Annotated in this window: 21 protein-coding genes and 1 riboswitch; of the genes, 8 read left to right on the forward strand and 13 right to left on the reverse strand. The window is 53.2% G+C overall.

From position 1 onward, the window contains the following. Positions 1 to 210 precede the first annotated feature (210 nt). Positions 211 to 310: riboswitch (purine riboswitch) on the forward strand. Positions 311 to 349: 39 nt separating this feature from the next. Continuing rightward, positions 350 to 895 carry an HD domain-containing protein gene (locus tag FCL42_RS03020; RefSeq protein WP_136861913.1) on the forward strand — a complete coding sequence of 182 codons (546 nt, stop codon included), beginning with the start codon at positions 350 to 352 and terminating at the stop codon, positions 893 to 895. A gap of 89 nt (positions 896 to 984) precedes the next feature. Here FCL42_RS03020 and FCL42_RS03025 read toward each other — a convergent pair whose 3' ends face one another. From FCL42_RS03025 to potA, 4 genes are read right to left on the reverse strand one after another with little or no spacing between them, the layout of a single operon-like run. Next, positions 985 to 2028, reverse strand: a complete 1044-nt coding sequence (locus tag FCL42_RS03025; protein WP_136861914.1) for an extracellular solute-binding protein — start codon at positions 2026 to 2028, stop codon at positions 985 to 987. 46 nt (positions 2029 to 2074) lie between these two features. Further along, positions 2075 to 2857: a spermidine/putrescine ABC transporter permease PotC gene (gene potC, locus FCL42_RS03030; protein ID WP_136861915.1), complete on the reverse strand. Its 783-nt coding sequence runs from the start codon at positions 2855 to 2857 to the stop codon at positions 2075 to 2077. Next, positions 2850 to 3704 (reverse strand): spermidine/putrescine ABC transporter permease PotB, encoded by an 855-nt coding sequence (potB, locus tag FCL42_RS03035; protein WP_136861916.1) that lies wholly within the window; start codon positions 3702 to 3704, stop codon positions 2850 to 2852. Before potB ends, potC begins: the two co-directional genes overlap by 8 nt. Then, a complete protein-coding gene (gene potA, locus FCL42_RS03040) occupies positions 3691 to 4800 on the reverse strand; it encodes a spermidine/putrescine ABC transporter ATP-binding protein PotA (protein WP_136861917.1) in 1110 nt (369 codons plus the stop codon). Before potA ends, potB begins: the two co-directional genes overlap by 14 nt. Positions 4801 to 5319: 519 nt before the next feature. On the opposite strand from potA, the gene FCL42_RS03045 reads away from it, so the two are divergent. From FCL42_RS03045 to FCL42_RS03055, 3 genes are read left to right on the forward strand one after another with little or no spacing between them, the layout of a single operon-like run. Further along, positions 5320 to 6003, forward strand: a complete 684-nt coding sequence (locus tag FCL42_RS03045; protein WP_169308268.1) for a hypothetical protein — start codon at positions 5320 to 5322, stop codon at positions 6001 to 6003. 12 nt (positions 6004 to 6015) lie between these two features. Then, positions 6016 to 6801, forward strand: coding sequence for a glucosaminidase domain-containing protein (locus FCL42_RS03050; protein ID WP_136861919.1), 786 nt, complete (start codon positions 6016 to 6018; stop codon positions 6799 to 6801). Then, complete coding sequence (locus FCL42_RS03055) at positions 6802 to 7404, forward strand: DUF2987 domain-containing protein (protein WP_136861920.1); 603 nt, start codon at positions 6802 to 6804, stop codon at positions 7402 to 7404. Between the two features lie 27 nt (positions 7405 to 7431). On the opposite strand, the gene FCL42_RS03060 is transcribed toward FCL42_RS03055, so the two are convergent. Genes FCL42_RS03060 through FCL42_RS03090 form a run of 7 tightly spaced genes read right to left on the reverse strand, consistent with a single transcriptional unit; the run spans position 7432 to position 15822 of the window. Further along, on the reverse strand, positions 7432 to 8574 hold the full coding sequence (locus FCL42_RS03060) for an acyl-CoA dehydrogenase family protein (RefSeq protein WP_136861921.1): 1143 nt from the start codon (positions 8572 to 8574) through the stop codon (positions 7432 to 7434). A 4-nt stretch (positions 8575 to 8578) separates the two neighbouring features. Continuing rightward, entirely contained in the window at positions 8579 to 9406 is an 828-nt protein-coding gene (locus FCL42_RS03065; RefSeq protein WP_136861922.1) for an SDR family oxidoreductase, read from the reverse strand. Next, positions 9393 to 11354 carry an acetyl/propionyl/methylcrotonyl-CoA carboxylase subunit alpha gene (locus FCL42_RS03070; protein WP_136861923.1) on the reverse strand — a complete coding sequence of 654 codons (1962 nt, stop codon included), beginning with the start codon at positions 11352 to 11354 and terminating at the stop codon, positions 9393 to 9395. Before FCL42_RS03070 ends, FCL42_RS03065 begins: the two co-directional genes overlap by 14 nt. A 9-nt stretch (positions 11355 to 11363) precedes the next feature. Beyond that, positions 11364 to 12155, reverse strand: coding sequence for an enoyl-CoA hydratase/isomerase family protein (locus FCL42_RS03075; protein WP_136861924.1), 792 nt, complete (start codon positions 12153 to 12155; stop codon positions 11364 to 11366). Between the two features lie 17 nt (positions 12156 to 12172). Further along, positions 12173 to 13327, reverse strand: a complete 1155-nt coding sequence (locus tag FCL42_RS03080; protein ID WP_136861925.1) for an acyl-CoA dehydrogenase family protein — start codon at positions 13325 to 13327, stop codon at positions 12173 to 12175. Positions 13328 to 13336: 9 nt separating this feature from the next. Then, on the reverse strand, positions 13337 to 14947 hold the full coding sequence (locus FCL42_RS03085; RefSeq protein ID WP_136861926.1) for an acyl-CoA carboxylase subunit beta: 1611 nt from the start codon (positions 14945 to 14947) through the stop codon (positions 13337 to 13339). Beyond that, the gene (locus tag FCL42_RS03090; protein WP_136861927.1) at positions 14947 to 15822 is read right to left on the reverse strand and encodes an SDR family oxidoreductase; all 876 of its coding nucleotides are present in this window, start codon (positions 15820 to 15822) and stop codon (positions 14947 to 14949) included. Before FCL42_RS03090 ends, FCL42_RS03085 begins: the two co-directional genes overlap by 1 nt. Positions 15823 to 16013: 191 nt before the next feature. Here FCL42_RS03090 and FCL42_RS03095 point away from each other — a divergent pair, with 191 nt between their 5' ends. Further along, on the forward strand, positions 16014 to 16619 hold the full coding sequence (locus FCL42_RS03095; protein WP_229359764.1) for a TetR/AcrR family transcriptional regulator: 606 nt from the start codon (positions 16014 to 16016) through the stop codon (positions 16617 to 16619). Positions 16620 to 16928: 309 nt separating this feature from the next. Continuing rightward, positions 16929 to 18692 (forward strand): acyl-CoA dehydrogenase family protein, encoded by a 1764-nt coding sequence (locus FCL42_RS03100; RefSeq protein ID WP_136861928.1) that lies wholly within the window; start codon positions 16929 to 16931, stop codon positions 18690 to 18692. Between the two features lie 66 nt (positions 18693 to 18758). On the opposite strand, the gene FCL42_RS03105 is transcribed toward FCL42_RS03100, so the two are convergent. Both FCL42_RS03105 and FCL42_RS03110 read right to left on the reverse strand, forming a co-directional pair. Next, entirely contained in the window at positions 18759 to 19067 is a 309-nt protein-coding gene (locus FCL42_RS03105) for a hypothetical protein (RefSeq protein ID WP_136861929.1), read from the reverse strand. Between the two features lie 37 nt (positions 19068 to 19104). Beyond that, positions 19105 to 20388 (reverse strand): nucleotidyl cyclase domain-containing protein, encoded by a 1284-nt coding sequence (locus tag FCL42_RS03110; protein ID WP_136861930.1) that lies wholly within the window; start codon positions 20386 to 20388, stop codon positions 19105 to 19107. 459 nt (positions 20389 to 20847) lie between these two features. Between FCL42_RS03110 and pssA the strand changes: the two genes are divergently transcribed. Both pssA and FCL42_RS03120 read left to right on the forward strand, forming a co-directional pair. Further along, on the forward strand, positions 20848 to 22188 hold the full coding sequence (pssA, locus tag FCL42_RS03115) for a CDP-diacylglycerol--serine O-phosphatidyltransferase (RefSeq protein ID WP_136862283.1): 1341 nt from the start codon (positions 20848 to 20850) through the stop codon (positions 22186 to 22188). Between the two features lie 264 nt (positions 22189 to 22452). Further along, on the forward strand, positions 22453 to 23643 hold the full coding sequence (locus tag FCL42_RS03120; RefSeq protein WP_136861931.1) for an amino acid aminotransferase: 1191 nt from the start codon (positions 22453 to 22455) through the stop codon (positions 23641 to 23643). Positions 23644 to 23693 lie beyond the last annotated feature (50 nt).

A 23693-nucleotide genomic window follows, 5' to 3' on the forward strand; every position in this document is an offset into this window, starting at 1 on the left:
TTCTCGAATCAACTAAAAATTCACTGTTTATGCATAAATATATTGTGAGTGGTGATTTTGTGCTCACAGAGGTTGTAGAGTATTCAGCGGATTAAAACCTAAGAGACAAATGTCGATAAAAATCCACCCGTGAATAACAATTCATTAGCATTTGGGGGCGTGCTTGGCGTTTGCGATGACATAACGTGGACGCCGTGGCCTAAAGCCATTAGTATTTGCCGCCACAACGTTCGTATAACCCCACTAAAACGGTGTGGGGGTCTCTACCAGGTACCGACAGCTCCTGCTTACGACTCGCTGATGCGCCAACCACAATTGGGCGCTAAATCCAGCCTGAAAGGAGAGTACGATGAGACAGGGTAAATGCATAAATACCTATTCTGGTGGTGAGTTTTGGCCACTGGATCCCAGAGAAGACGAGATACACATCAAAGACATTGCCCACAGCTTGTCGTTATTGTGTCGAGCTAATGGCCAGTTTCGTCATTTTTACAGTGTGGGACAGCACTCCATTAACTGCGCTAATGAGGCTAAGGTTCGAGGCTTTTCCCGACGAGTCCAGCTAGCCTGCTTGCTCCATGACGCCTCGGAGGCGTATTTAGGTGACGTCACCCGCCCGGTAAAGGCCTTTATGCCGACTTACTTGGAATATGAATCCAAGTTGCAGCAGATGATCTTTTCGGTGTTTGGTCTTGGGGATCTGACAGGTGACGAGCACCTGCAGGTGAAAACCGTCGATGACGCACTGCTGAAGCTGGAGATGGCAGAGCTAATGAACCTACATAGCATCGAAGCTGAGCCGGTTAAGGGGCACTATGATCTGTCGTTTCGAATGATGGATAGGGTAGAAGCCCAGTTTCTCACTATGCTGGATGAGCTACTTTCTGCAAGTTAACCTAGAGTCTGCCAGTTAATAAACGATAGAAACTAAAAAGGCCGCACTGGATTCACAGTACGGCCTTTTGTTTTTACATCTTACGGCTGTTAGTTGCCGGTACGAAGCTTCTGCCAGTAGTTGTCGTACAGGCGAACCGCTTCACCTACGTCAGATTGGAATTCGCCAGCTTCAATCACGTCCGCAGGTGGGAATACGATTGGGTTGTTGGCAAATTCTGGGTCTAGCAGCGACTTGGCGGTTTTGTTTGGCGTTGGGTAGCCAATCTCTTCACACACCTTGGCGGCAACTTCGGGACGCAGCAGGAAGTTAATCAGTTGGTGCGCTTCGTCAACGTTGGTGGCACCGGCTGGGATGGAGATGTTATCCATCCAGAAGATCGCACCCTCTTTCGGGTAGATCATGCTGATGGCAGGATCGTTCTTCTGGGCTTCGAAAGCGGAGCCGTTCCAGATCATCCCCAGAGACACTTCACCCGCCATGTAAGGCAGAGACGGCGTGTCTGAGTTAAATACCAATGCATTTGGCATCAGCTTTTTCAGCAGCTGATAGGCTTGCTCCAGCTCCTTAGGATCGGTGGAGTTTGCGGAGTAACCTAGAATACGCAGCGCCATGTGGAACACTTCACGCTGGTCGTTCATCAGCATCAGCTGACCACGCCATTTGGGATCCCACAGATCTTCCCATTTGGTGATGCTGTCTGCGTCAACGAAATCGGTGTTAATGCCAATACCCGTCGCGCCCCAAATGTATGGGATGGAGTACTTATTGCCTGGATCGTAAGGCTTATCCAGCATCACGGGGTCCAGGTGTTTAAAGTTACTCAGCTTGCTGTGGTCGATGGGCTGAAGCAGGCCTTCATCGCGCATTTTGGCCACGAAGTAGGTGGATGGCACCACCAAGTCATAGCCTTTGGCTCCGGTCAGTTTCAGCTTGGCATGCATGGCTTCGTTGGAGTCGTAGGTGGTGTAGATCACCTTAATGCCGGTCTCTTTCTCAAACTCATTGAGCAGCCCTTCAGGGATGTATTCAGACCAGTTGTAGAAGTAGACCACCTTATCGGCGGCCTGGGCGGCGAGGCTCCACATTCCAAAAAGCGCAGCGGCGGCAGTGAGTGCCAGAGTGCGGATCATGGCGAAGTTCCTTAAGGTTAAAGTAAACACAGGCGTAGGCAAGGGCCTACGCCGCTTTTCGTTTTAGAATAAATTGCGCCAAAGCGACCAAGCTCAGGGACAAAATCAGCATGATGGTGGCCAGCGCGTTCACCTCAGGCGACACACCCACCTTAACCATAGAGTAGATCTTAAGCGGTAAGATCTCATAGGCAGGGCCGGTGACAAAGGAGCTGATGATCACATCGTCCAGCGACAAGGTGAAGCTCAGCAGCCAGCCCGCAAAAATGGCCGGCGCCGCGAGGGGCAAAATGATGGTGTTAAAGATGCGCCATTCGCTGGCTCCTAGGTCTCGCGCGGCTTCCAAAATGGCGTTATCAAAGCCTTTCAAGCGAGCGTAGACGGTCACCACCACAAAGGGTAAGCAGAAGGTGATGTGGGCAATCAATAGCGACCAGAACCCTAAACTGATGCCGATGGTGACAAACAGTGCCAGTAGGGAAACCGCCATTACGATATCTGGCGATGTCATCACCACAAACAGCATGCCGTTGAGGGCGGGTTTGCCGCGGAAGCGGTAGCGAAACAGCGCCACGGCTGCTAGGGTGCCGATGGCGGTTGCCAGCGTTGCCGATAGGATGGCGATGGTCAGTGAGTGCCCTGCGGCCTGCATCAATCCAGAGTTGTTGACCAGTACGTCGTACCATTTTGTGGTAAATCCGGTCCATTTAATGCCGTATTTGTGGGCATTAAAGGAGTTGGCCACCAACACCGCGATGGGCATGTAGAGGTAGGCAAACAGCAGTGCCAAAAAGCCCCACTTACTGAAATTCTTGAGGAATTTAGACATCGAGTTCCCCTTTACGGCGAATGGATACGCGGTAGTAAACCAGAATCATCACCGCCATCATTGCCAACAGAGCCACACTGAGTGCCGCGCCAAATGGCCAGTTTTGCGCTACCAAAATCTGATCTTTAATGAGGTTTCCGATAAGCGGATTCTTTGCGCCTTCTAACAGATCAGCGATGTAGAACATGCCCATGGCTGGCAGAAACACCATCAAGCTGCCAGCAATCACTCCAGGTAGAGTCAGGGGGAGGGCGATGGTGCGAAACACACGCCACTTACTGGCACCTAAGTCTCGAGCCGCTTCCAAGTAGGAGCTTGGCAGCTTTTCAATGCTGGAGAACAGCGGCAAAATCATAAACGGCAGCAGGATATACACCATGCCAATCAGCACCGCGGCTTGGGTGTACATCAGTCGCAGTGGCGCGTCGATGATGCCAAGTTCCATTAGGCTCCAGTTCAGCACCCCTCGGGTTCCGAGGATGATCTTAATGGCGTAGGTGCGGATCAGGGAGTTGGTCCAAAATGGCACAATCACCAGAAACAGCAGAAACCCTCGAACTCTTGGCGGAAACTGGGCGATGAACCAGGCTGCAGGGTAGCCAATGAACAGGCACAGTAGAGTGGTGATGGTCGCCAGATAGACCGAGTAACCCACCACTTTGGCGTAGATGGGATCGATCAGTTGACCGAAGTTTTCCCAGGTGAACTCAAGCTTAACCAGATCATGAACGTCAGAGGTCAAAAAGCTGGCAATGAGCACCATCAAGTTGGGGACAAACACAAAGCTGATTAACCATAGGCTGATAAGGCCAATGGAGAACGCTTTAAATTTGTTATTCGCCATCATAGGGCAGCACTACCTCCCAGCTTGGTACCCAGCTTACGGCCACGCGTTGGCCTAGGCTGTGGTCAACATCTGGGTCGTCTTCATTAAAGAACTCAGATACTTGAATAAACTGATCGTTTTCCAGTTTGATCAGGGAATCTAGGGTCATTCCTTTGTAGGTACGCTCAATAACCTCACCAATGAGGCAGTTGCTCTGCTGAGAGTCTTTGAGCTCCTCAAGGCGCAAGTCTTCTGGGCGCAGCAGCACGTACACCATGGCGCCGATGGTGAGCGGCTCAACGCTATACACTTGGTACTCTTTGCCACTGATGTCGCAGCGGTAGTGCTTGGCGTCGGTTTGCTCCAGTACTTTGGCGGCAAATAGGTTGGACTCGCCAATGAACTCGGCGACAAAACGGGTTGCTGGCGTCTCATAGATGGCTTTAGGAGAGCCCACTTGCACCACTTTGCCTTCGTTCATCACCATGATGCGATCAGACATGGACAGCGCCTCTTCCTGATCGTGGGTGACAAAGATAAAGGTGATGCCCAATCGCCGCTGCAGCTGCTTAAGCTCAATCTGCATCTGTTTACGCAGTTTGTAGTCCAGTGCGCTTAAGCTTTCATCCAGCAGCAGTACCTTTGGCCGATTTACCACGGCGCGGGCGATGGCAATGCGCTGCTGTTGGCCGCCGGAAAGCTGGTCGGGTTTGCGCTTGGCCATGGCTTCAAGACGCACCATTTTCAGAGCTTCCATCACTCGAGGTTCAATGTCGGCTTTGGCCACGCCTTGTGTTACCAAACCATAGGCAACGTTGTCATACACCGTCATATGGGGGAACAGGGCGTAACTTTGGAATACGGTATTTACATGACGGTTTTCTGCGCCAATGTGGGTGACGTCTTCGCCACCAATGATGATGCGGCCTTCGCTGCACTCTTCTAGGCCAGCAATGAGTCTCAATGCCGTGGTTTTGCCACAGCCGGACGGGCCCAGCAGAGTGACAAATTCGCCATCTAGGATCTCAAGGGAGAGGTTTTCGATAATGGTCTTGTCGCCGTAAGATTTGGTGATGGCGTCAAGTTGAACCAATGCTGTTTGAGGCGTGTGACTCATGAAGGATTCCCAGTTCAAAACAGCCGATAAAAAGGCCAAGCATTTCAATAAGGCGGCGAATTCTAAGTGCTAGTTGCGAAAACGCCAAGCACAAACTTGCTATTGTAATTCCCAGATAGCGAAACACTTAGTATAGAGTGTGATTTGGTTCACATCTTTGGGGCGAAATCTTTCGCATTTCGCTTATGACCTCAGTGAGTTGGCAAATATAAAATTCACTGGATGGTTGACGGCGGCATCGGGCAGCTTTATCGATGAGTTGGCCGCTGAGCATGGGGGCAAATGTACGGGGTTATCAATCTATTCAAGCCGTTAGCAGCGTTTTGTTGTCATACAAAATTGGGTAAGTGAGTAAACCTAGGTATAATGGCCGCTGAATTCGCTTGTTTTACCTGTTAGGAACAGATGCAAAACCTTAATTTACTCAACGTTTTAAGTACTACTTGGGCCTTGGTCCGTCAAAACCCAAAACCGCTACTTCATGCTATTTCGTTGAGCTTCGCTGTTATGGTGGCGGTGATGGCCGTTTCATACACGCTCATCCAGAATGTGTTTAGTATGCCCATCGCATGGGATCCGGAAACCGGATTCTCCAATGGCATGGTGGTACTGCAGATGCTTGCTGCCATTGCAATGGCACCCATTGAAGCGGGTCTGTCCTATATCGGGTTAAAGCGAGCCCAGTCACAGCCAGTAACCGGAAATACCGTCTGGGCTGGACTGCCCCATACCGCCGCATTGGTGCTCATTAGTTTGTTAACCGGCTTTATCAATCAGTTGGGTTTTGTGCTGTTCTTCGTATTGGGTCTGGGCCTGGTGGCTCTGACTAGCCTTGCGAACCTGTTCTATCTAGTGAATGTGGATAAACGCATCACCCCAATTACGGCCATTTTGGAGTCCGCGAAGGTGATGTGGAAGCAGTTGTTGCCTATTCTCGGGGCGTACATCGTTGCCGTGATGTTGATGGTGATGTCATCCATGCCGATGGCCATCGTGATGTCCGGCGGCGAAGGAGCTGCGCTAACCATGATGGAGTCCATCATTGCGGCCTTAGTGACCCTAATTGGTCTGGCGGGTGCCATGACCTTCTTCTTCCAGCTTAAAGGGGTGCTGTATCACCAACTGTTCGGTGAAACGCGTCAGGTTGAGCAACCTTCAAATTCCAATCAAAGCGGCGACCAAAATGGCAGCTTTGAGGCCTAATTAGGAGAGTCTATGCGCTTTCTCACGCCCATTCTTATCGCCCTCGGTCTGGTTGTTGCCGGCCTGCTGTGGATCAACAGCGAGCTTAATCAATCGGAACAAGAGCGCCAAGCCTCTTTGCCGATTCAGGCCAACCCTGCGCGCAAGCAGTTGCCGGATTTCTCGGCGATCGCCAATGTGACGGAAAAAAAGCGTACGTTCTTTGGTTTCTTAAAGCCCAAAATTGAGCAGCAAAATGCCAAGATTGCGGAGCAGCGCGCCTTTGTCGAAGCGATGCGACAGCGCCTCATTCGCGGCAGTGGTCTTGAGCGTACTCAGTTGCAGCAACTGGAAATGATTGCGTTGAATTATGGCTTTGAGCCCCGTCAGGTGTCGGTGGCAACGCTGGACGACCTGTTGGTTAGGGTGGATACGTTGCCACCAGAGATGGTGATGGTGCAGGCGGCCAACGAGACTGGCTGGGGCAGCTCCCGATTTGCTCGCGAAGGTTTGAATTTCTTTGGTCAGTGGTGTTTCAAAGCGGGCTGTGGCTTGGTGCCCCTAAGCCGAGACAGTGGCCGCAATCACGAAGTGGCGAAGTTTGACTCGGTGGACGAGTCGGTGGCCTCCTACCTGAAAAATCTAAATACCAATGCCGCCTACGCCGAGTTGCGCCAAATTCGCGCTGAACTGCGTCAGGCGCAAATGCCGGTGACTGCAGCCAGCTTGATTCCAGGACTTATTCGTTATTCTGAGCGTCAGCAGGATTATGTTGATGAATTGCTGGTGATGCTCGATTCCAATCAGAGGTTTATGTAGATGAAGTACACAGGGAAGTGGGTTGTTTCGCTGTTGATGGGATCGTTAACCCTTGGGGCGGCTTCCATGTCGGCGCAGGCGTTAACGCTAAATTACAAAGGCTTTTACGATCGCATGAAGCCCCTCTACCAAGGTGAAATCAATCAGCTGACGCTGGGGTTCTACTTTAACCATCGCTTGGAAAAGCGACCCTGCGAGATCAAATCTGGCTTTATTCAAGGCCGCTACGGCAAGCTTCCTTTGTTGGTAAGCGATGAGCAGCAACTGTTGCTGCCTTATGACATCAATCTGCGCAACAACAGCGCCACCATCACGGTAGAGCTGGAAGATGAGCCTCAGTGTGATTTCGCCATGCAGATACAGGCGCAGTTGTGGGGGCAGACTCATTACACTAAGCCGCAACTGGTTGAGCTTCAACAGCAGATGAACCTGCTGATGGAGGAGTACGCTGGGGTAGGATTTGGATGGATGCAGCCAAAAGTGGTGGGCTTGACCTTCAACTTTGATGGCAAAGAGGCGGTGGAAGTCAAACCGGAAAGCCTGCCTGACGATGCCGTGCTGGATTTTGACACCGCACCAACACGTATCTCGCCACTGATGTAACGCGTTTTTGTTGCGATTAAAAAGGGCTCAATCGATGAGCCCTTTTGCGATGATCTCATTCATGATTTCGCGGGTACCGCCGCCAATAGAGAGAATGCGGCTGTCGCGATAAAGTCGCTCGACCAATGACTCTCTCATGTAGCCCATTCCGCCGAAGATCTGCACCGCTTGATGAGTAACAAAATCACTGCAATCGGTGGCCAAGTTTTTCGCCATCGACAGCTCTAACGATACCTCTTCACCGGCGTCAAAACGGGCGGCGCAGTGATAGAGAAACTGCTTGCTGGCAGCGAGTTTGGTGGCCATCTCCGCCAGTTGATGGCGTATCACCGGCTTTTCGGTCAGCGCGCTGCCAAAGGCTTTACGCTGTTTGGCATAGGCGAGGGCGGAATCAAGCGCCAGTTGGGCGGTTTCATTGGCCATCACCGCCAACGACATACGCTCCTTTTGGAAGTTGGCCATGATGAGCTTAAAGCCTTGGTTCTGCTTGCCAATCAGGTTGGCTTTGGGCACCAAACAGTCGTCAAAGAACAGCTCGCAGGTATCACTGGCATGCCAGCCCATCTTCTCCAGCTTGCTGCCGCGGCTCAACCCTGGGGTGTTGGCCTCCATCAGCAGCAGACTGACTCCTTTGGGGCCAAAGTCTCCGGTTCGAACCGCTACGGTGAAGTAATCGGCGCGACTGCCGCTGGTGATGAAGGTTTTGCTGCCGCTGACTCGGTAATGATCTCCCTCGTCGATGGCTCGGGTTTTGATGCTGGCCACATCACTGCCACCGCTAGGCTCTGTCACCGCCAGAGCCGCGATGGCGCTGCCACTGAGCACCTCTGGCACCACGCGCTGTTTTAGGGAGTCAGAGCCGAAGTTCACCAAGGGTGGCAAGCCGATGTTGTGAGACAGCAAACTGGCTACCAAGCCCCCAGAACCGGCGCTCATTAGGGCTTCGGTGAGGGCGATAAGTCCAAAGGCGTTGCAGGGGGTACCTCCAAGGGCTTCTGGATAATCCAACCCCAAAATGCCTGCCTCACCGGCCTTGCGGTACAAAGACAGTGGAAACTCCTGTTGGCGCTCCCACTGGTCGATATGGGGAGCAACTTCTTGGGCGACGAAGCGCTCCGTCATGGTGCGAATGAGGCGGCTGGACTCATCAAATTGGTGACTGGGGCTCATCAAATTACTCCACGTAGAGGTCGGTAAAGAACTCGGTGTTGCCTTCCACATAGGCGTAGTGATCAAACTCGGTTTGGCCTTTGTCGCGTAAAATGGACTCATCTACCAATAGTTGACCGGTTAGCTCAGACGCTTGACTGGAGACGATGGCCAGAGCGGCATCGGCCATGATCTGAGTGGTACGACTGACCGCAAACATCTTCTCTCCACCGGCTTCATACTTGACCGCATCGGTGGCGATAAGCGTTTTGGGCCACAGGGAGTTCACGGCGATGCCGTACTGTTTAAATTCCTCAGCCATGCCCAATGTCAGCATTGACATGCCGTACTTAGTGGTGGTGTAGGGGGCGTAATCTTTGAACCATTTTGGGTCGAGGTTGAGCGGTGGCGACAGGTTGAGAATGTGGGCGTTGCTTGATTGTTTTAACAGGGGCAGAAACGCTTGAGAGCACGCCATCACCGCTCGATTGTTGACTTGGAACATCAGGTCATACTTTCGAGTTGGGGTATGTTCAACGCCACTTAACCGGATGGCACCGGCGTTATTGATCAAGCCATCAATGCCGCCAAACTCCGCGTTTACCGTTTCCACCAAGGCATTAATGGAGGCATCGTCACGCACGTCCAGTTTGACCGCCAGTGCCTTTGCGCCCAGTGCATGAATTTCGTCGGCGACGCTGTGGATGGTGCCGGGCAGTTTCGGGTGCGGCTTGTCGGATTTGGCGGCAATGACGATGTTGGCGCCTTGCTCGGCCAGGGTAAGGGCAATGGCGCGGCCAATACCTCGGCTGGCACCGGTGATCACATAAGTTCGTCCTTTAAGCGTGGTCATGGTCGTTCTCCTGATGAGTAATCTCAATGAGTGGCTGTTGCCGTTTAACTTGCTGGCCGGGCTGCGCCAGAATTTGGCGGATGATGCCATCGCCGTCGGCGATAAGCGGCATCTCCATCTTCATCGCTTCCATAAATCCTAGGGTTTGGCCTTTACTGACTCTGTCGTTAACATCGACTTCGATGCGCTGCATTACGCCATCCATGGCGGAGCGGATCACGCCATCGCCATCATGAACGTTTTTGGGTGACTGGCTATAGCCAAACTCCTCAAATTGGAAGGTTTGGCCTTGGTAACCGAGCCACAACTGCTGGCCGTGGTTAACGGCGGTAAATTTTTGGTGCAGGCCATCGATGCTTGCATGAACAGCTGCGCCGTCTCTGGAAAGGTTGATTTGGTGCTGCTGCCCATCAGCGGTGACGCGCCATCCCGATGAGTCGAATGACATCTGGAGCTCGGCCACATCCTCTTGGGCTTTTAAGCGCAGTCGGCTGGGGTTAGCGAGATTGAGTGCGCTGCCGCCGGTGTTTGGCTGCTGCGCCATCACGCAAGCGGCCAGCGCCCACAGCCATGAAGGGATGACCGCTTGGCTAAGGGAAGGGTCGCTGCCAAATTCGGTCTCGATAAACCCAGTTGTGGCCTCTCCTTGTCGAAACACCTCGTGGTTAAGCAGATTGATCAGCATGGCGGCATTGGTGTGCACCCCAAGCAGAGAGGTATTTTTCAGCGCTCGTATCAGCCTGCACCTTGCCTGCTCACGATCGTCGCCGTAGGCGATCACCTTGGCGAGCATGGGATCAAACTGGCTGCCAATGGGCTGATTTTGTACAAGACCGTGATCAACGCGAATGCCATCTGCTGAGTAGGGAGCCCAATGGAGTACACTGCCGGTTTGTGGGCAAAAGCCTTGGCTTGGTGCTTCTGCGTACAGGCGCACCTCAATGGCATGACCGGATAAGGGGATCTGCGACTGGCTGAGGGGGATGGGCTCTCCCGCGGCCAGTTTCAGCTGCCAAGCAACCAGATCCTGTCCGGTGATTAACTCCGTCACCGGGTGTTCGACCTGCAGTCGAGTGTTCATCTCTAAAAAGTAGAATTGGTTATTGTCGTCCAGTAGAAATTCGACGGTGCCAGCGCCCAGATATTGGCAGCTCTGACCCGCGAGCACCGCAGCTGCGCCCAGTTGCTCTCTGAGAGCGGCATTGACGGCGGGAGAGGGAGCCTCTTCGATCACCTTTTGATGTCGCCGCTGTATGGAGCAGTCGCGTTCTCCCAGGTGAACGACGTTGCCGTGTCCATCACCAAAAATCTGCACTTCGATATGACGGCTGCGGGTGAGGGCCTTTTCTAAGATCAACTCATCGTCGCCAAACCCAGACTTCGCTTCGGCTCTGGCACTGGTTAATGCCGCAACCAAATCCTCGGGGGTTTCTACCAAACGCATGCCCCGTCCGCCGCCACCGGCGCTGGCTTTGATCATGACCGGAAAGCCGATGGCTTGCGCTTTGTTGATCAGGGCGTCATCGGTTTGATTGATGCCTTGATAGCCCGGAATGCAGGGCACGCCGGCCTGCTCCATGGCAATTTTCGCCAACCGCTTGCTGGCCATTAGCGCTATGGTTTCCGGGTTTGGGCCGATAAAGGTGATGCCCTGTTCTTGACAGCGGCGGGCAAAGTCGGCGTTTTCTGACAGGAAGCCGTAGCCAGGATGGATGGCATCGGCGCCACTTCGCTTTGCGGCATCGATAATGGCGTCGATATTCAGATAACTTTGGCTAAGGTCATCTGCCCCTAAGTAGACCGCGCTGTCGGCCAGAGTGACCATGGGGCTGTGGCGGTCGCTGTCGGAGTAGATGGCAACCGCATCAAAACCTAACTGTTGCACCGTACGGATGATGCGAACGGCGATCTCTCCTCGGTTGGCGATAAGAACGGTAGTAAAGGCCATGAATTTCCCTTATTGGCGCCATTGGGGCGCACGTTTATCACGAAAGGCGCTCAGCCCCTCTTTGGTTTCGTCGCCAGTTAACGATTCGGCAAAGGCTTCTGCGGCCCAATCCAGCAACTTTTCTTGTGGTTCGGTTAAGGTGCGATGCAAAAGCGCCTTAGTGGTGGCATTGGCTCGAGGTGCGCAGCGGCCAAGTGTTGCCAGTATCTGATCTCGGCGAAGTGTCAGCTGCGCTGGCGAATCCTGTACCTCATTCACTAGGTTGATGGTGGCAGCCTGTTCGCTATTGAGTTTTTGGCCCAGCAAGGCGATGGGACGGGTATTGGTGAGTCCGATGCGCTTGACCACAAAGGGGGCAATTTGAGCCGGAATGAGGCCGAGGCTGGTTTCCGGTAGCCCGAACTGACAATCTTGGGTTGCGATTAAATAGTCGCACACACAAGCCAGCCCGAAGCCACCGCCCAGTACCGACCCTTCCAGAAGCCCCAGTGTAAATTGCGGCGCGTGCTCAAGCTGGGTGATCAGGCGACCAAAGGCGCGATTGGTATCTCGCAGTGCAAGTGCCCCATCTCCTTGTCCTTGAGCGGCGGTGAAATCCTTGAGATCGCCACCGGCGCAGAAATGGCCACCACTGCCCTGAAGCACAATGGCACGGCAACTGAGATCGCTGGCTACCGACTCAATGGCATGGCTCAGTTCCTCCACCATCTTTAAGCTCATGGCGTTACGACACTGGGGCCGATTTAAGGTCAGTGTCAAAAAGTCCGGTTCGCGCTGCACATTGATGCTGGTGTAGATCATGATGGCGATCCTCTGGGTTAGCCCTGACGTTTGGGCAAGATGCCCATCTTTTTGCAGATGATCCCCAACACCACCTCATCGGCGCCGCCGCCGATGGAGCACAGGCGCTGATCCCGATAGGCTCGGGATACTAAGTTGTCCCACATAAAGCCCATGCCACCCCAGAACTGCAGGCAGCTGTCGGTGATCTCGCGGCTAAGTCGGCCCGCTTTTAACTTGGCCATGGAGGCCAGATTGGTCACATCTTGGCCAGCGATATACTCTTGGGTGGCGCGATAGACCAAAGCGCGTAAGCACTCCAGTTCGGTTTGCAGTTCGGCGAGGCGGAAATGCACCGCTTGGTTGTCCAAAATGGACTGATTGAAGGCCCGTCGTTCTCGGGTGTATTCGATGGTGGCGTCGATGCAGCCTTCCAGGGATTTGATGGTCATGGCGGCACCAAACAATCGCTCCTCTTGGAACTGCAGCATCTGCATGGTGAATCCGGCGCCCTCTTCACCGATGCAGTAGCGCTTAGGCACTCGTACGTTGTCGAAAAAGATCTGCGCGGTGTCGGAACTGCGCATCCCCAGCTTATCGAGCTTTTCCGAAAAGCTGATGCCAGGCAGGTGGGTGGGCACCACGATGAGCGACTTATTGCGGTGTATGGCGCCGTCGCTGGTGTTGGCAAGCAGGCAGATAAAATCCGCTTGCTTGGCGTTGGTGATCCACATTTTGGTGCCGTTGATCAGGTAATCATCGCCATCGCTGCGAGCCGTGGTTTTGATAGCGGCCACATCGGAACCTGCACCGGGTTCACTGACGCCGATGGCGGCGACCATGTCACCGGCAATGGCGGGGGAGAGAAATTGCTGACGTAGCTCATCGGAGCCAAATCGAGCCAGAGCAGGAGTCGCCATGTCGGTTTGAACGCCGATGGACAGCGGCACTCCGCCGCAATGGGCGGCGCCGAGCTCTTCAGCAAAAGCGATCTGGTAGCTGTAGTCTAGATTCAGCCCTCCGTAGGCTTCTGGCTTGGTGATCCCCAGTAGGCCCAAGGCGCCCAGTTTTTGAAAAATGGCTTTGGCGGGATAGGCGCCGTCCCGCTCCCAGTGCTCGACATTGGGGTTTATCTCGGATTCAACGAACTGCTTAACGGTGTGCCTGAGCTGCTGATGTTCTTCGGTAAACATGGTGCTCTCCTAAAAGCGGCTGACGCCAAAGTGATTGGATTGAAGAGGGTGTTGTTGGGCGTTTTGACAAACAGACAGGCACAGAGCCAAGACGTGGCGACTGTCTCTGGGATCGATGATGCCGTCATCCCAGAGCCGTGCGCTGCAGGCAAGAGGGGTTGAACCTTGCTCCATCATCGCCTCGGTTTGTTGTTGAAGCTGAGCCAGTTTGGCTTCGTCCACCTCACCCAAACGGCGCATTTTGGCTTCGGTGACAATGCGAAGCACTTGTCCGGCTTGCGCAGGCCCCATCACCGCCGTGCGGCTGTTGGGCCAAGCGAAGATGAATCTGGGGTCAAAGCCGCGGCCACACATGGCGTAGTTGCCTGCACCGTAGGAGCCACCAACCAGCAGACTGATTTTGGGTACGGTGGCGTTAGCCACGGCTTGAATCAGTTTGGAGCCATGCTTAATGATGCCGCTCTGCTCGGAATCGCTGCCCACCATAAAGCCGGTGGTGTTGTGGAAAAACAGTATTGGTGTGGCGCTTTGCTCACACAGTTGAATGAACTGTGCCGCCTTATTGGCTCCTCGATGGGAGATAGGGCCATTGTTGCCGATGACACCGCAGCGCTGCCCTTCGATCTGCAGGTGACCGCAAACGGTATGACCGTCAAAATCGGCTTTAAAATCGAGAAACGATGAGTCATCGGCGATGCGAGCGATGATCTCCCGTACGTCATAAGGCTGCTTGGGATCGGCTGGGACAATGGCCAACAGCTCGTCGTTGCCATAGCGAGGCGGGCGCACATTAGGCTCAATCTGCTCAGATAAAAACTGATGACAGCTTTGTGCAACCACATCCCGGGCAATGGCAATGCCTTGAAGATCACTGTCGGCCAGATATTCGCCGGTGCCGGCAACCTCGATGTGCATCTGCGCGCCGCCGAGGGCCTCGTCGGTGGCGACCTCCCCAGTGGCCGCTTTCAATAATGGCGGACCAGCCAGATACATGGCGGATTGGTTTTTAATGAGGATGACGTAATCGGACATGCCCGGTTGGTAAGCGCCACCGGCGGTGGCTGAGCCGTGCACTACGGTAATTTGGGGGATGCCTAAGGCCGACAAGCGAGCTTGATTGGCGAAGGCTCGGCCGCCCTCACAAAAGGTGTCGGTGGCGTAGTGCAGGTTGGCGCCACCGCTTTGTGCAAGGGTGACGATGGGCAGGCGGTTTTCCAAGGCGATCTCTTGCGCTCTGAGCTTTTTCTTTAGCCCCATGGGGGAGACGGTTCCCCCTTTAATGGCGCAGTTGTCCACCACCACCATACAGCGGATGCCGCTGATGACGCCTATGCCGACGATACAGCCGCCACCGGCGCCGCTGCCGTCTTTGTCATCGTGCATGCGATAGCCCGCCAGAGACGCGATCTCCAAAAATGGCGAGCCGATATCGAGCAGCTGGGCTAAGCGCTCTTTTGGCAGCAGTTGACCGCGCTTATCAAACTTGGGGCGGGCACGCTCTGCGGTAGCGTCCACAAAGGCTTCGACGGCGCGCACTTGCTCTAATGCGGCCAGCATCTGTTGACGATTGGCATCACTGGCGGCGTCGGATAGGTTGAGTTTGGAGATTAGGCTTGGCATTAGGACTCCTGCTGCAAAACGCTCGGCACCACGGCGCGGTGGAAGCCCTGATAACTGACGCTGTTGCTGGCTTTTTGGCCGCGAATGGGCCACACGGCGCTGCCTTGTGAGGCCGCACCATCGACTCGGATGGTGGTACCGGAGATGAAACTGGCGCCCTCGGAGAGCAGAAACACAATGGCGCTAGAGACCTCAGATTCGGTGGCCATCCGTTTTAGCGGAATGTCTTCGCGCATTTTCGGGATCTTAGAGCGCATCGGTTCCTCGTAGGTGTCCATACCGCTGGAGGCAACCCAACCCGGTGCAACGGCATTGACGCGCACGCCCTTATGACCCCATTCCCAAGCGGCAGTCTTGGTGAAATTCTCCATGCCGGCTCGGGCTGCTCCACTGTGGCCCATGCCAGGCATTCCGCCCCAGTAATCGGCGGTAATGTTGACAATAACGCCGCCATGGTCGCTCATGGAGTGGCTAAACAGTGCCTTTGACATTAAAAAGCCACCCGTCAGGTTGGTATTGACCACAGCTTCAAAGCCGCGCTGACTGATCTGCTCGAGGGGAGAGGGGAACTGCCCTCCGGCGTTATTGACCAAGCCGTAGATGGGGCCGTGACGTTCAACCAAGGCTGCGACGGTGTTGTCGACGTCGGCTTCAATACGAATGTCCAGTTGGGCGTAGTCTGCCTGACCGCCATCTTCGTGGATCTCCTGTTGTACCGTCAGCAGCTTGTCCAGATTACGGCCAATCAGAATGACCTTTGCGCCTAGAGACGCAAGCTCATGGGCACAGCAGCGACCAATGCCACTGCCGCCTCCGGTGACGATGATGGTTCTATTCTGCATCGATTGCTTGGCGAATACGGAACGGTATGACATCCAACACTCCCTCTGAAGATTCAATGATCCTGTGGTAAACAGACTAGGTTCCTTGTCTATTTTTTGTTAACCTAGCAAGCGCTTGGTTTTATGGCAAGTCTTGAGTTAAAACAGATTTTTCTAAAACAACAAAGGGTGTTAGCATCCGTTTGGCAACGCGTTGAACTGTGACAGAAACTGGGGGGAGCATTTTGCTTCAAACCGTCGAACAACAATTAATAGAGCAAGGGATCCTCGCCGATCCTCAAAGCCCACGAGGTCGTTTGCTGGCTCATGCGGCCAAACTGTTTCGAAATAAGGGCTATCAGAGCACCACGGTTCGAGACATCGCCGCGGCGGTGGGCATCCTCTCCGGCAGTATTTTCCACCATTACAAAAACAAGGACGCCATTCTCAAAGCGGTGATGCTTGAAGGGATCTATCACTCTATGGGACAGATGCATGCCGCACTTGAGCAGGCACAAGGCCCTAAAGGTAAGCTCCGGGCACTCATCGCCTGTGAGCTTGACTCCATGAATGGCAGTCGTGGCGATGCCATGACGGTGGTGGTTAACGAGTGGCGTTTCCTCTCTGACGGCGGTCAGGCTGACATCTTGTCATTGCGAGAAGAGTATGAGCAGTTGTGGATCTCAGTGCTCGAGCAGGCCTTCGAACAGGAGCTGCTGCAATGCCCGCCAAGTGTGATGCGAAAGCTTCTCTATGGTGCGATAACATGGACAGACAAGTGGTTTCGCCCAGATGGAGAGCTGTCAGAGGCGCAGCTTATCGATGAAATTCTCAAATTGGCGATCCGCTAAATGCACAGGCGTTTCGCGACTGGCAAGAGTCTGAATACTGTTGATGAGAGGTTGGTTTAACAAGCGCGGCTAAAACCGTTTTGTTTTGCCGCCTAAATCAAGCATATGATTAAATTCAGATCGAGGATAATCAGCGCATAGTGCCCAAACCCGCGCAAAAGAACCACGGCTCCCAATTATCATCTCATTCGAAATCTCTTTCTCTGTCGCGCTAAATAAAGCGCGATAGAGCTTGATTTGCCCCCGATTATCTCTGAAACTAAACGCATGTTTAAAATTTGTGTTTAGAAACCCCGACAGGATGTGACCATGCAATACAACGCCCCCGTGAACGAGATGCAGTTTCTGCTCAAGGATGTGTTTGACGCGGATCGAGTTTGGCAGTCAGTCCCCGCTTTGGCTGAAGCCATTGAGATGGAGACCGCCACGGCGATTTTGGAGGAGGGTGCCAAAATCACTCAAAGCTTGATTGCGCCTCTGAACCGCGATGGTGACGAGGAGGGCGTTGGGTTCGACAACGGCGTAGTTACCACGCCAAAAGGCTACAAAGATGCGTATCAAACCTACGCCGAATCTGGCTGGGTTGGCCTATCTGGCGAGCCTGAGTATGGCGGCATGGGCATGCCGAAAATGCTGGGCGTGCTGTTTGATGAGATGGTCTATTCCGCCTCGAACGCTTTTGCCTTGTATGGTTCATTGACCGCCGGTGCGGCGCTTTGCATTGCCGCTCATGGCAGTGAGGAGCTAAAGCAGCAGTATCTTCCTAAGCTATACAGCGGTGAGTGGGGCGGCGCCATGGACATGACCGAGCCACAGTCCGGCTCGGATTTGAGCGGCCTGCGCACCAAGGCAGTGGCCAATGAGGATGGCAGCTACAACATCACCGGCTCTAAGATTTTCATTACCGGCGGCGACCACGATCTGACTGAAAACGTGATTCACTTGGTGCTGGCCAAATTACCTGATGCCCCAGGCGGCAGCCGCGGTATCTCTTTGTTCCTCGTTCCTAAAAACACCGTTAATCCAGACGGCAGCGTTGGTGACAATAACGGCGTCACCTGTGGCGCGGTGGAGCACAAGATGGGCATTAAGGCCTCGGCCACCTGTGTCATGAACTTTGACGACGCCAAAGGTTACCTGATTGGTAAGGTGAATCGTGGTTTGGTGGCGATGTTCACCATGATGAATTATGAGCGTCTCTCCATCGGTATTCAGGGGCTGGGTTGCTCGGAAGCGGCCTATCAACTGGCGGCGAACTACGCGAAAGAGCGCAAGCAGGGTAAAGGTGCTGGGCGCGGGTTAGGCGGAGAAGCCGATCCCATTTTGGTTCACGGCGACGTGCGCCGTATGCTGCTAGACATCGCGTCTACGACCGAAGCGGGTCGCGCCCTGTCGGTCTATGTGGGTATGCAGCTTGATTTGGCCAAACACGCCGAAGGTGATGTGCAAAAGCAGGCCAATGATCAGGTCGCTCTGTTAACGCCGCTGGCCAAAGCGTTCTTCACTGACATGGGCCTGGAGTCCACCGTGAACGCTCAGCAAGTATTTGGCGGCCACGGCTACATTCGTGAATGGGGCGTTGAGCAGTTGGTTCGTGACGTGCGCATTGCCCAGATCTACGAAGGCACCAACGGCATTCAGGCGCTGGATCTGCTTGGCCGTAAGTTGGTGGCCAATCGCGGTGACGCCTTAGCCAAGCTAAAAGCTCAGGTTGAAGCTGAGCTCGAGGGCTTGTCCGGGGCTTGGCTGCCGCAAAAACAGCAGTTACTAGAAAGCTTTGATGCCTTGATTGCTAAAGTGGGCGACATTGCCAATAGCAGCAATAAGGCGGATGCCGTCAACAGTGCTGCCACTGATTTCCTTCACGCCTGTGGTTACACCATTTATGGTTGGATGTGGCTGAAGATGGTCTTGGCGGCGGAGCAAGGCGAGTTTGAGAAAGCGTTTGTCGAACGTAAAGGCATGTTGGCGCGTTATTTCTTCGAGCGTAAGCTGCCGAAAGCGCACTACCATCTGAGCATCATTAAGCAGGATCCGGCGGCCGTGATGGCGATGCCAAACGAGTGGTTCTAAGTTAAGGTGATGGATGCAAAAGGGCTTGTCGATGACAAGCCCTTTTTGATGGCCGTAAAACAAAGGTTATCGCTGCTTTTGTGTCGATACTGGCATCAGGTGAACCTTAGGTTTTTCCGCATAACGGTCTTTGTGATCTTTCCAATACACCTTGGGCAGATACATCATGAAGTAGTTTTCTTTAAGGGCATCACTGATAAAACACATCTGATGCTGGGCTAGCTCAGAGTGTACATCGGCAATAAAATCCTGGCGGAAGGTTTGCCTTCCCGACAGGTCTTTGATGTCATCTTTGGTGAAATACAACCCCTGGGGACAATCTCCAAACCGCTCTTTCAACCACAGAGCAAACTCCTTTGCGCTCTTCATCGACATAGCATCGCTCCCTTGTCTCGGCCACCGGGCCCTTCTATTAAGTTATAGCAACTTCCCCGTTATTTGCTGTTTTTCCACGCCAATCTGTTGCGTTATCCGCTGAGAGCAGGTGGTCAATATCGCTATCCCAGCTGGTGATGAGCCGAATTTTTATCTGATGCTCGCCTTGAAAGCCTGAGGGAATCTGGTTTTGGCTAAGTACCCTATCAATTTTATCGGTTATTGCCGTCAGTTGGGTTCGTGGCACTTCGCCATGATTATCAAAGCAGGCGGTTAACAGCACCACTTGCCGGTCTAATGTCGCCACAAAGTCCTCTTTGCGAACCGTTGAGGCGATTTGGTCAATGGCAAATTCCTGCCAATGCTCGTGGCTGTGCATGGCGTTGATGCCAGCTCGAAAGTCGACGAAAACTAAGGCTGCGACCTCTCCCTTACGTTGAAGTCGTGCAAGCTCCTGCTCAAGCCGGCTGGCAAGGTGGTTGGGTTGGTGGGCGAGGGTGGCCATTTGAGCCCCTTGTTTGGCCAGCTGAATAACGTAACCGTCGCTGACCTGAGACAGTTTCAACTGCAAGTATTCGGGATTGCCCTCTTCATCCTGCCAAGGATGGGTCACGCTAATAGGGTAGCTTTGACATAGGGAGAAGGCGTGGGCGTCAAGTTTAGAAAACAGCTGTTGGACAGGCAATGACAGCATGCCATCAACGGGGGAACCTAAGGTGGCACTGAATCCAGGGGATGCCCAGCGCAGACGAAACTCTTTGTCCACCAGTGCCAAAGACAGGCTAGGGCATTCAGTTACCTGCTGTAATTGCATCAGGGCACTGCGTTGTTGTCGGTGTTTAAGGTCGTTAAGTACTCGTGCGCAGGCGCTGGTAAACAGGCTTCTGGGTAGCGCCGACTCCTCCACCAGTTGTGAGTGCAGGGCAAACAGGTGGTACTGACGGTGATCCACCGTATCCGCAAGGCGCATACCCAGATAGGAGCGAATGGGCAGGTGCTGCAGCAGTGTCCAATAGGGGAAACGTTTGACGTTGTTGCAGTAGATCATCAGTCCGATGTCGTGACTGTCGTGATAGAGCTGGCGGCAGGGGCTCTCCTCTAATGGATAACTGAGATTGGCCTTGGGCTTGCCCGCTTCACTCAGTACCCTGACACGAACGGTTTTGCCGTCGCATTCGGCTAAGGCGTACCACTGCCACCCTTGAAGGCGATAGAGCGCTTCACCTATCTGATGGATAAGGTGTTGTCCTGAAGCGGGCTGTGACAGGCGTCGCCACGCGTCCAACTCCAATAGCGTCTCTTTGAGTCGATTTGATTCCATATCCTCGTCTCTCCTTGAGGCTCACTTAATCAAGGCGACCCATAAGTCGAATTGATAAACCACTGTGAGTTGCTAAATTTCCCTAACACTGTCAATAATAGCAACAGGTCCATAACAAAGGAGCGTCACCATGAACTCAGATTTGCGTTTGGCCTTAATTAGTACTGTGGTCATTATGTCAGGCATTTTGGCTTTAGGGATCATCGCCATCAACTTTGCCTGAGTGTTATACTTCCGCCATCAGCCAGGTGGTATTACGGTCTGAAAGACTGTGATCTGGCTCTCTCCCCTTTGGAAATTGTTCATCAATTCAACATTTAACCCGTTCAAATGGCTGCAATACTTGCTGCCAACACTTCGGTTTGGTTTACTACTTGGCTAACTCTACCCTGATATTTCTGGCGCACATGCCAAAATGGGTGCCCATAACTGTAATGGAGTTCCGTCATTATTATGGAAATGACGTCTCAAGCGGATCCAACCTGGTTGAAAGATCTCGCTGGTACTGACATTGATCCCGATGGTGTTGAAATCTTGCTTGATACGGCAAGCTTTCGACAACGTCTGCTAAATGCCATCAAACAGGCCAAGCACCGCATCTATATGGCGGCCTTGTACCTGCAAGACGACGAAGCGGGCCGCGAGGTGCTGCATGCGCTTTACCAAGCCAAACAGGTGAACCCAGCTCTCGACATCAAGGTACTGGTGGATTTTCATCGGGCTCAACGCGGGCTAATCGGTAAAGGGCCTCAGGTGGGCAATGACGCGTTTTATCGCGCCACAGCTGCTGAATATGAGCACAACATTGAGATCCTCGGCGTTCCGGTGAAAAACCGCGAATGGATGGGGGTGTTGCACATGAAAGGCTATGTGGTTGACGATCTGGTGCTGTACAGCGGTGCTAGCATCAACAACGTCTATCTGCATCAGGGCGATCGTTATCGCTACGACCGTTATCATCTGATTCAAAGCTCAGCACTGGCCGATTCCATGGTGGCCTACATGGAAGACAACTTGATCGCCAGCAGCGCTGTACCTTCGTTGTTGGATGAGTCCATTCCTACCACCAAGCAGATGAAAGGTCAGGTGCGACAGCTGCGACAGCGACTGTCCCGAGCTCGTTATCAGCTTGATGATGCCCGCGGTAGCGGCGTTAATCTCTACCCTTTGGCTGGACTTGGCCGGCTAGACAATCAACTGAACAAAACCATTCAGAAATTGTTGACCAGCGCAGACAAGCGGGTATTTATCTGCACCCCATATTTTAATCTGCCCAAACCACTGATGTCGGTAGTCAATAAACTGCTCAAACGTGGCGTGGAGGTGGAGATCGTCATCGGTGATAAGACCGCTAACGATTTTTACATTCCGCCAGAGCAGGACTTTAGCCCTGTGGGCGCATTGCCTTATCTCTATGAGCAAAATTTACGCCGCTTTGCTAAGCGTCATCGTAAGGCGATCGATAAAGGATTGCTGAACCTGCGATTGTGGTGGCACGAGCAGAACAGCTACCACCTTAAAGGCATACAGGTGGACGACGATTTTTATCTGCTTACCGGCAACAACCTGAATCCGCGCGCTTGGGCGCTGGATCTGGAAAATGGCCTGTTGATTCAAGACAAGGGCCATCAGCTCAAGCAGAAGTTTGCAAAGGAGCGGCAGCAAATCCTAACGCACACCACACGAGTTGATCGTTACGAGCAACTTGAGTCCATCGACGTCTACCCAGAGCCGGTGAAAAAGCTGCTGAAGCGGTTACGCCGAGTCCGCGCCGATGTGCTGTTAAAGCGAATTCTGTGATTCGTTAGCCGAACAGCGAATAAAAAACATCAATAACCCGCTAATAATTTGATTATTAGCGGGTTGTTTTTTGCACTAAATTCGGTGTGATCTGCACTCATGCTGCGTTAGTAAGCCTCACTTTCGCGCCACTAGAGCCTCGCTTTACTGCCTGGCCTTAGAGCCGATTAATTTCAGCCTAATGATCAGTCCATTAGTGTAATTGGTATTATAGGCAGAAGGTGATATAACTGAGCCCTATGTGTTTTCCATCGAAGTAACCCCATGTTTGAAACCATTGCACAAGCCGCTGCCGACCCGATTCTGGGTCTTAACGAAGCTTTTAAAACTGATCCTCGAAGCAACAAGGTGAATCTAGGTGTGGGTGTCTATAAAGACGCCGATGGCCAGACTCCGGTACTGCAATGCGTAAAGCGCGCCGAAGCCAAATTGTTGGAGCAGGAGAAGACCAAGAGTTATCTCTCTATCGACGGTTTACCGGAGTACGCTGCGGCGGTTCAAGCGCTGCTGTTTGGCGCTCAAAGTGACATCATTGCCACCCAGCGCGCACGCACGGCACAAGCCCCAGGGGGCACCGGCGCCCTGCGTGTGGCCGCGGACTTTATCTTCAGTAATACCGACGCTAAGAAGGTGTGGATCAGCAATCCTAGCTGGGCCAACCACGCTCAGATCTTTGAAACCGTTGGTTTTGAAGTGGCGCAGTATCGTTACTACGATGCGGATGCGAAAGGATTAGACTTTGATGGCATGTGCGCCGATCTAGAGCAGGTTGCCGCGGGAGATCTGGTGATTTTGCATGGCTGCTGCCATAACCCGAGTGGCATCGATCCAACTCCGGCTCAGTGGAGTAAGTTGGCCCAAATCGCTAAAGCTAAGCAGTGGCTACCGTTGTTTGACTTTGCTTATCAGGGCTTTGCCGTAGACGTAGAGGAAGACGCCATTGGCCTACGCTTGTTTGCTGAGCAGCTTTCTGAGCTGATGGTGGCCAGCTCGTTTTCTAAGAACTTCGGTCTATACAATGAGCGAACCGGCGCATTTACGTTGCTCGCAGAAGACAGCGAGGGTGCCAATCGGGCCTTTTCGCAAGTTAAGCGGGTAATTCGAGCCAATTACTCCAACCCACCTGCTCACGGTGCCAAAGTGGTGGCAACCATTTTGGGAGATGAGCAGCTTAAACAGTTGTGGCTGGAAGAGCTCGCTCAGATGCGTGCCCGAATCAAAGCGATGCGCGGAGAGTTTGTCAGCCAACTGGCCAGCGCCGGAGTTGAGGGCGACTTTAGCTTTATCGAGCAACAAAATGGCATGTTCAGCTTCTCCGGCCTGACTCCTGAACAGGTTGAGGCGCTAAAAGAGGAGTACGGTATCTACATCGTTCGCTCTGGACGCATCAATGTGGCGGGGATGACCGAGTCCAACTTGCCATATCTGGTGAAGGCGATCGCTGCAGTAAGCTAATTCCAAAGTTAACCTAATTGCAAAACGGCAGACCTTTGAGTCTGCCGTTT

Source organism: Ferrimonas aestuarii, assembly GCF_005116665.1.
GTDB classification, from domain to species: domain Bacteria; phylum Pseudomonadota; class Gammaproteobacteria; order Enterobacterales; family Shewanellaceae; genus Ferrimonas; species Ferrimonas aestuarii.